Consider the following 8787-nt stretch of genomic DNA (forward strand, 5'->3'; position numbering starts at 1 on the left):
GAAGTCGGGCAGTTGGACCGGGGCCGGCGGGGCGAGCAGCTCGCCGGCGGCCTTGTCGGCCGACCGGGCCAGGGTGGCGGCGTCCGGTTCGTGAACCGACAGCGGCACGGAACCGGTGGCACCGGGCCCGCCGGGCATGGCGGTGGGTCCGGGGGAGGGGATGGTCGACACGGCGGCGGCTCCGGGGGGTGTATTCGCGTCGGTTATGGCAAAAGTGAGGTTCACCGGCTGGCGTTGCCGTCAAGGGTACGGCGACAGGCCGGGATGCGTGATCGTGCGCGTGGAAGCGTTCCCAAAAACCGGTACGAACGCGGATAGTCGTGATAGCTGTGCCGATTGTCACCGAACGGTCCCAGGCCACTCGATGTTCGCTTAACCTTCGCCCACCGATCGGCGTCGACCCCGGGATTACCGGTGGTCAGTCCCGGGGTATGAGGAAACTGAACCTTCGTTAAGTGTCAATCCGGCGCGCGTGGGAGGCTCTGGTGGCAGCGCAAGAGACCGTCGATCACAAGTACGTCTACGACTTCACCGAGGGCAACAAGGACCTCAAGGACCTGCTCGGCGGCAAGGGCGCCAACCTCGCCGAGATGACTAACCTCGGTCTGCCCGTTCCGCCCGGCTTCACCATCACCACCGAGGCCTGCCAGGCGTACCTCGCGACGGGCCGGGAGCCGGACGGGCTCGCCGGCCAGATCGAGGCGCACCTCGAATCGCTGGAGCGCGCGATGGGCAAGCGCCTCGGTGACCCGCAGGACCCGCTGCTGGTCTCCGTCCGCTCCGGCGCCAAGTTCTCCATGCCCGGCATGATGGAGACCGTCCTCAACGTCGGCCTCAACGACCAGAGCGTGGTGGGCCTCTCCGCCCAGGCGGGCGGCAACGACCGGTTCGCGTGGGACTCCTACCGGCGACTCATCCAGATGTTCGGCAAGACCGTCTGCGAGGTGCCGGGCGAGGAGTTCGAGCACGCCCTCGACGACGTCAAGCGCGCCAAGGGCACCCACAACGACCTGGATCTGGACGCCGACGACCTGCGGGGGCTGGTCGACGCGTACAAGAAGATCTTCCTCAAGCACACCGGTCGGGAGTTCCCGCAGCAGCCGCGCGAACAGCTCGACCTGGCCATCCGGGCGGTCTTCGAGTCGTGGAACGCCGAGCGCGCGGTGCTCTACCGCCGTCAGGAGCGCATCCCGGCCGACCTCGGCACCGCGGTCAACGTGGTGACCATGGTCTTCGGCAACCTCGGCCCCGACTCCGGCACCGGCGTCGCGTTCACCCGCGACCCGGCCAGCGGCGCCCAGGGCATCTACGGCGACTACCTGGCCAACGCGCAGGGCGAGGACGTGGTCGCCGGCATCCGTAACACGGTGCCGTTGCAGGAGCTGGAGCAGCTGGACAAGACGTCCTACGACCAGCTGCTCTCCTTCATGGCCCGGCTGGAGGAGCACTACCGGGACCTCTGCGACATCGAGTTCACCATCGAGCGCGGCAAGCTGTGGATGTTGCAGACCCGGGTCGGCAAGCGCACCGCCGCCGCCGCGTTCGTCATCGCCGGGCAGCTCGTCGACGAGGGCCTGATCGACCTGGACGAGGCGCTGCACCGGGTCAACGGCGCCCAGTTGGCCCAGCTGATGTTCCCCCGCTTCCAGCTCGACCACGAGTTCCAGCCGGTCGCCAAGGGCATCGGCGCCTCGCCGGGCGCGGCGTCGGGCAAGGTGGTCTTCACCTCCGCCCGGGCTGTCGAGCTGGCGGCCGAGGGCGAGTCGGTGATCCTGGTCCGCCGGGAGACCAACCCGGACGACCTGAACGGCATGATCGCCGCCAAGGGCATTCTCACCTCCCGCGGTGGCAAGACCAGCCACGCCGCCGTGGTGGCCCGGGGGATGGGCAAGACCTGCGTCTCCGGCGCGGACGAGATCGACGTGAACGTGCCGGCGAAGCGGTTCACGGTGGCCGGGCAGACCGTGAGCGAGGGCGACGTCGTCTCCATCGACGGCACCACCGGCAAGGTCTACCTGGGCGAGGTGCCGGTCATGCCGTCGGAGGTGGTGCAGTACTTCGAGGGCAGTCTCGACCCGGAGCACATCGACAACGCGCTGGTCCGGGCCGTACACCGGATCATGACGCACGCCGACGGCCGGCGGCGGCTCGCGGTCCGCACGAACGCCGACACCGGCGCGGACGCCGCCCGGGCCCGGCGCTTCGGCGCCGAGGGCATCGGTCTGTGCCGCACCGAACACATGTTCCTCGGTGACCGGCGGGAGTTGGTCGAGCGGCTGATCCTGGCGCGGGCCGAGGGCGAGCGGGAGGCGGCGCTGGCGGCGCTGCTGCCCTTGCAGCGGGCCGACTTCGAGGAGATCTTCCGCGAGATGGACGGCCTGCCGGTGACCGTCCGGCTGATCGACCCGCCGCTGCACGAGTTCCTGCCGCCGCTGGAGCAGCTCGCGGTCAACGTCGCCGTCGCCCAGGAGCGCGGCGAGGACGTGGCCAAGGAGGAGGCGCTGCTCGCGGCCGTCCGGCGGATGCACGAGGAGAACCCGATGCTCGGGCTGCGGGGCGTCCGTCTCGGCCTGGTCATCCCCGGCCTGTTCGCGATGCAGGTCCGGGCCATCGCCGAGGCGGCCGTCGCCTGCGCTCGCGGCGGCGGGGTGGCCAAGCCGGAGATCATGGTGCCGCTGGTAGGCGCCGTGCAGGAGCTGGAGACGGTGCGCGCCGAGGCCGAGAAGATCATCGCCGAGGTGGTCGGGGACAGCGGGGTCGAGGTGCTGATCGGCACCATGATCGAGGTGCCCCGGGCGGCGCTGACCGCCGGGCAGATCGCCGAGGCGGCCGAGTTCTTCTCCTTCGGCACCAACGACCTCACCCAGATGGGTTGGGGCTTCTCCCGGGACGACGTCGAGGGCGCGTTCTTCTGGCGCTACCTGGAGCTGGGCATCTTCGGCATCTCGCCGTTCGAGTCGATCGACCGCGACGGCGTCGGCCGGCTGGTGCGGATCGCCGCCGACGAGGGCCGGGCCGCCCGGCCCGGGTTGAAGCTCGGTGTCTGCGGTGAGCACGGCGGCGACCCCGACTCGGTGCACTTCTTCCACGAGGTCGGCCTGGACTACGTCTCCTGCTCGCCGTTCCGGGTGCCCGTGGCCCGGCTGGAGGCCGGCCGGGCGGTCGTGGAGACCGGCGGATCGGACAGTCGCTGACGCGTACGCCGGCGGCGGGCTCGTGCTCGCCGCCGGCGCCGACCTCGGCTCAGATGCCATCGGTCGGTCACGTTCCGCACTGGAAACGCCGCGGACGGCCACCTCGCCCCGTGAGCCCGTAACCGTCGGCGATCGGCTGGCAACTGCCGGCCAATCGGCGGTTGTGGACCCGTTGACGAGGCGTCGCGGGCAGGCCGGGCGGGCCTACCCGGCGTAATCTTGGCTCGCTCGTACACCGCCGATTGCGCGCGCCGTCGAAGGGGAAGGGTGACTGCATGAGCAGCGTCTGGGAGAGCCTGACCGTCGACGCCCGCGATCCGGGCCGGCTGGCCCGGTGGTGGGCCGAGGCGCTCGGCTACCAGGTCATCGCCGAAAAGCCGGACGAGGTGGAGATCCGCCAGTCCGCCGACCGGCTGCCCGGCCTGGTCTTCGTACCGGTGGCCGACGGCAAGGAGCGCAAGAACCGGCTGCACCTCGACCTGCGCCCCGCCGACCGGGAGGCCGAGGTCGAGCGGCTGGTCGACATGGGCGCCCGGCACGTCGACATCGGCCAGGGCGACGAGGTGGAGTGGACGGTGCTGGCCGACCCGGAGGGCAACGAGTTCTGCGTCCTTCGTGAGCGGGTGGAGTGAGCCGGGTATGCGGGCCCGCGGTCGCGACCAGAGGTGGCGCGACGACGGGGCGGGGCCGGTGACCGGTTGACCGGATCGCCGTCCGCCGCGGCGGACGCCCGGCTGGTCGAGGAGGCCCCCAAGGACACCGGCCACCGCCGGTCACCGTACGAGCGCGACCGCGCCCGGGTGCTGCACTCCGCGGCGTTCCGCCGGCTGGCCACCAAGACACAGGTGCACACCGCCGGCACCGACGACTTCCTGCGTACGCGGCTGACCCACTCGCTGGAGGTCGCGCAGATCGCCCGGGAGATGGGCGCCCGGCTGGGCTGTGATCCCGACGTGGTGGACGTCGCCGGGCTCGCCCACGACCTCGGGCACCCGCCGTTCGGGCACAACGGCGAGGCGGCGCTGGACCTGCTCGCCACACCCTGCGGCGGTTTCGAGGGCAACGCGCAGACGCTGCGGGTGCTGACCCGGCTGGAGGCGAAGGTGCTCGCCCCGGACGGCTCGTCCGCCGGGCTGAACCTGACCCGCGCCTCGCTCGACGCCATCGGCAAGTACCCCTGGCCGCGCCGGCCGGGGCAGCGCAAGTTCGGGGTGTACGCCGACGACGTGCCGGTCTTCGACTGGATCCGGGTCGGCGCGCCCGGTGACCGGCGCTGCCTGGAGGCCCAGGTGATGGACTGGGCCGACGACGTCGCGTACTCGGTGCACGACGTGGAGGACGGCATCCACGGCGGGTACGTGACGCTGCGCCCGCTGCTCGCCGACTCCGACGAGCGGGCCGCGCTCTGCGCCGACGTGGCCGCCACCTACTCCGGGGAGTCCCCGGGCGACCTGGCCGACCTGCTGGTCGAGCTGCTGGCGGACCCGCTGCTCGCCCCGCTCGCCGGGTACGACGGCAGCCACCGGGCCCAGGTCGCGTTGAAGGCCACCACCAGCGGGCTGACCGGCCGGTTCGTCTCCGCGGCGGTCGCCGCCACCGAGGAGCGGTTCGGCCCCGGCCCGCACCGCCGCTACGCGGCCGACCTGGTGGTGCCGCGCCTGGTCCGGGCCCACTGCGCCCTGCTCAAGGGCATCGCGCTGCGCTACGTGATGCGCCGTTCCGGCTTCCGGGGTCGCTACGAGCGGCAGCGCACGATGTTGGCCGAGCTGGTGGCCGCGCTGGTCCGGCGGGCGCCGGACGGGCTCGATCCGGTCTTCGCGCCGCTGTGGCGGGCCGCGCCCGACGACGCCGCCCGACTGCGGGTGGTGATCGACCAGGTCGCCTCGCTCACCGACCCGGCGGCCGTGACCTGGCACACCCGTCTGGTCGATGGCAGCGCACCGCCGGTCGGGGGCGGCAAAGATTAGGCTAGCCTAAGTGACATGACGGAACGCCCCAGGAACGTCACCTCGGTCCGGGTGCTGCGCACCGAGCGGCCCACCCCGCACCTCATCCGGCTCATCCTCGGCGGGGACGCGCTGGCCGACCTGCCGGTGGGCGAGTTCACCGACCACTACATCAAGGTGGTCTTCCCGCAGCCGGGCGTCGCGTACCCGGAGCCGCTGGACCTCGCCGCGATCCGCCGGGACCTGCCCCGCGAGCAGTGGCCCCGGCTGCGTGCGTACACCGTGCGGCGCTGGGACCCCCTCGCTGAGGAGCTCACCGTCGACGTGGTGCACCACGGCGACGAGGGGCTGGCCGGGCCGTGGGCCGCCGCCCTGCGCCCGGGCGATCCGGTGCACTTCGTCGGCCCCGGCGGGGCGTACGCCCCGGACCCGGACGCGGACTGGCACCTGCTGGTCGGCGACGAGAGCGCGCTGCCGGCGATCGGCGCCGCCCTGGAACGGCTGCCGCTGGGCGCCCCGGCCCATGTCTTCCTGGAGATCGCCGACCCGGCGGAGGAGCAGAAACTGCTCAGCCCGGGCGCGGTCCAGCTCACCTGGCTGCACCGCGGCGACCGCCCGGTCGGTCAGGCGCTGGTCGCGGCGGTACGGGAGCTGGAGTTCCCGCCCGGTCAGGTACACGCCTTCGTCCACGGCGAGGCGACCTTCGTCCGGGAGCTGCGCCGACTGCTGCGCGGGGAGCGCGGCGTGCCCGCCGATCGGCTCTCCATCTCCGGCTACTGGCGGCGCGGCATGGACGACGAGGGCTGGCGCTCGACCAAGGCCGACTGGAATCGCCAGGTGGCGGCCGAGGAGGAGACCACCGCCGAGCCGGCCACGGCGGCCTGAGGACGGCTCATCCCTCGGGTGTCTGATTGGCCTCACCGGCCCGGGCGAGTCGCCGGCTGAGCAGGACGGCGTACCCGACGATCGCCGCGGCCAGCAGCGACAGCATCACCTTCGGCTGGTGCACCGTCCCGGTGATCACACAGACCGAGATCACCCCGTAGGCGGCGATCGCCAACCGGGCGGCGCTCGGCCGGGTCCACAGCCAGTACAGGGCCAGGCCACATGCCGTCCACACCACCATCGAGGCGCCCAGCAGGAGCCGCAGCTCCAGCGGCAGCCGGGTCACGTCGTCGTCGACCAGCCGGACCACCTGCCCGAGCGCCCAGCCGAGCAGCAGCAGCGAGCCGCCGAGCGGAATGTGCAGGTAGCTGTACGCCTGCCCGCCGCGTAGCCGACTCTGGGTCAGGCGGGTGGTGACGAAGGTGGTGTAGACCCACCACACGGCCGCCGGGATCAGGAAGGCCAACGCCGCGGTGAGGATCATGTGTGGCGGGGGGTGGTCCGGCACCGCGAAGAGGAGGCTGGCCAGCGCGCTGCCCAGGACGATGATGGTGAACTGCCCGATCCGTTCCGGCAGATGCCGGTTGTCCACCGGCCAGCGGTTGAGCCAGCGCGCACCCACCCACGGCGTGGCCAGTTCGATGACCATCGCGACGATCCACAGGACCGGGCGCAGCTCGGTGGGCGCCGGCAGCGACAGCAGCCAGATCAGCCAGCCCGACCCGAAGCCGATCAGGTAGACCGTCGTCACCACGCGGGCCATCGGGCTGGTCGGGCGGGCACGCAGGTACAACAGGAGCAGCACGCCCCGCACGATCAGGTACCCGATCGGCAGGAGCGGGCTCTCCGGAACCTCGTCGACACCGAGCGTCATCGCGCCCGCACCGACCAGGGCGACCAGCACCAGCAGTCGGTGCAGCGCGTCATCCGGATCGAACCGGGTGTCGTAGTAGACCTGTCCCAGCCAGGCCCACTGGATCACCACGAACAGCCCGATCACGGCCAGCACGGCCCTCGGCGAGGGACTGGGTTCGCCGCCCAGCCGGGCCACGACCGCCGCCAGCGCGTACACGAAGATGACGTCCAGGAACAGTTCCAGCCAGGTGGCGTGCCGGTGCCCGGCCTCGTCCGCCAGCGGCGCCGCCCCGCGTACGCCCAGCCGACCGGCCAACCAACCCGGCAGGCGGGCGCCGGCGGTCCGTACCCTGCGCATCTGGTCATGGTCCCCGCGCGGGCCCGGCTCCCGGGCCGGAACCGCGGAGCCGGCAGCGGCCGCCGCCACACCCGGCGTCCCCCGGCGGGCACGTCGTCGGTCCGGCAGGGCAGGATGTACGGCGAGGGGGTGGCGCATGGCTGGGCGGATCCGGGACGAGGACATCGCACTGGTCCGGGAACGCACCTCGATCGGGGATGTGATCTCCGAGACCGTCACCCTGAAGTCCGCCGGCGGCGGCAACCTCAAGGGCCTGTGCCCGTTCCACGACGAGAAGAGCCCCTCGTTCAACGTCTCCCCGGCCCGCAACGTCTGGTACTGCTTCGGCTGCGGGGCCGGCGGCGACGCGATCAAGTTCCTGATGGACGCCGAGCACCTCAGCTTCGTCGAGTCCGTCGAACGGCTGGCGGGCCGCGCCGGCATCCAGCTGCGGTACGTGGAGGACGACAAGGGCACCCCGCGCCCGCGTCCGCAGCAGGGCCAGCGCCAGCGCCTGGTGGCCGCGCACGCCGCCGCCGTCGAGTTCTACCGGGCGCAGCTGAGCACCGCCGGCGCCCGACCGGCGCGGGAGTTCCTGGCCCAGCGTGGCTTCGACCGGGCCGCCGCCGAACGCTACGGCTGCGGCTTCGCGCCGGAGGGTTGGGACCTGCTCACCAAGCACCTTCGCCAGCAGGGCTTCAGCCACCAGGAGCTGGTCACCGCCGGGCTGTCCCGCGAGTCCCGGTCCGGCACGCTGATCGACCGGTTCCGCCGCCGGCTGCTCTGGCCCATCCGCGACCTCGCCGGTGACGTGATCGGCTTCGGCGCCCGCAAGCTCTTCGACGACGACGACGGGCCGAAATACCTGAACACCCCCGAGACGCCGATCTACAAGAAGTCGCACGTGCTCTACGGCATCGACCAGGCCAAGCGCGAGATCGCCAAGCAGGGCCGGGCGGTGATCGTCGAGGGCTACACCGACGTGATGGCGTGCCACCTGGCGGGCGTGACGACGGCGGTGGCGACCTGTGGCACCGCGTTCGGCGCGGACCACATCGGGGTGCTGCGCCGGCTGCTGCTGGACACCGACTCGGTGGCCGGGGAGATCATCTTCACCTTCGACGGGGATGCCGCCGGCCAGAAGGCCGCGCTGCGCGCCTTCTCCGACGACCAACGGTTCGTGGGCCGGACGTTCATCGCGGTCAGCCCGGACAACATGGACCCGTGCGAGCTGCGGCTGGCCAAGGGTGACCTGGCGGTGCGCGACCTGGTCGCCCGGCGCGAGCCGCTGGTCGACTTCGCGCTGCGGCACGTGATCAGCCGGTACGACCTGGACACCGTCGACGGCCGGGTCGAGGCGATGCGCCGGGCCGCGCCACTGGTCGCGCAGCTCAAGGACCGGGAGAAGCGCCCGGAGTACGTCCGCAAACTCGCCATGGACCTCGGCATGGAGATCGAGCCGGTGCAGCGGGCCGTGCTCGCCGCCGCCTCCGCCCCGCCGCCCAACGCCCGGGACGCCGCATCCGCGGCCCGCTGCACCGGCTCGATCTCCATGCCGAGGTCCATGGCG

General features: G+C 72.2%; 5 protein-coding genes and 1 pseudogene. 5 read left to right on the plus strand and 1 reads right to left on the minus strand.

Annotated features, from left to right (window positions below):
• Nucleotides 1-485 precede the first annotated feature (485 nt).
• The 4 genes from ppdK (at nucleotide 486) to EAD89_RS29110 (ending at nucleotide 6025) form a co-directional block, all read left to right on the plus strand.
• Nucleotides 486-3194, plus strand: coding sequence for a pyruvate, phosphate dikinase (gene ppdK / locus EAD89_RS29095; RefSeq protein WP_121654572.1), 2709 nt, complete (start codon nucleotides 486-488; stop codon nucleotides 3192-3194).
• Between the two features lie 275 nt (nucleotides 3195-3469).
• On the plus strand, nucleotides 3470-3826 hold the full coding sequence (locus tag EAD89_RS29100) for a VOC family protein (RefSeq protein ID WP_121654567.1): 357 nt from the start codon (nucleotides 3470-3472) through the stop codon (nucleotides 3824-3826).
• Nucleotides 3827-3892: 66 nt separating this feature from the next.
• On the plus strand, nucleotides 3893-5161 hold the full coding sequence (locus tag EAD89_RS29105; protein ID WP_121677923.1) for a deoxyguanosinetriphosphate triphosphohydrolase: 1269 nt from the start codon (nucleotides 3893-3895) through the stop codon (nucleotides 5159-5161).
• Nucleotides 5162-5176: 15 nt separating this feature from the next.
• Nucleotides 5177-6025, plus strand: coding sequence for a siderophore-interacting protein (locus EAD89_RS29110; RefSeq protein WP_121677924.1), 849 nt, complete (start codon nucleotides 5177-5179; stop codon nucleotides 6023-6025).
• Nucleotides 6026-6032: 7 nt separating this feature from the next.
• On the opposite strand, the gene EAD89_RS29115 is transcribed toward EAD89_RS29110, so the two are convergent.
• A complete protein-coding gene (locus tag EAD89_RS29115; protein ID WP_158609798.1) occupies nucleotides 6033-7238 on the minus strand; it encodes a low temperature requirement protein A in 1206 nt (401 codons plus the stop codon).
• 114 nt (nucleotides 7239-7352) lie between these two features.
• Between EAD89_RS29115 and dnaG the strand changes: the two are divergent.
• Nucleotides 7353-8706 (plus strand): annotated as a pseudogene (gene dnaG / locus EAD89_RS29120) (DNA primase); the annotation flags it as partial.
• Nucleotides 8707-8787: the final 81 nt, after the last annotated feature.

It is taken from the genome of Micromonospora sp. BL4, from assembly GCF_003667505.1.
In the GTDB taxonomy this organism is placed as follows: Bacteria; Actinomycetota; Actinomycetes; order Mycobacteriales; family Micromonosporaceae; genus Micromonospora.

Coding starts and splice junctions, on each gene's coding strand:
- EAD89_RS29115 (WP_158609798.1), bottom strand. CDS start 7,238: ATGCGCAGGGTACGGACCGCCGGCGCCCGCCTGCCGGGTTGGTTGGCC.
- EAD89_RS29100 (WP_121654567.1), top strand. CDS start 3,470: ATGAGCAGCGTCTGGGAGAGCCTGACCGTCGACGCCCGCGATCCGGGC.
- EAD89_RS29110 (WP_121677924.1), top strand. CDS start 5,177: ATGACGGAACGCCCCAGGAACGTCACCTCGGTCCGGGTGCTGCGCACC.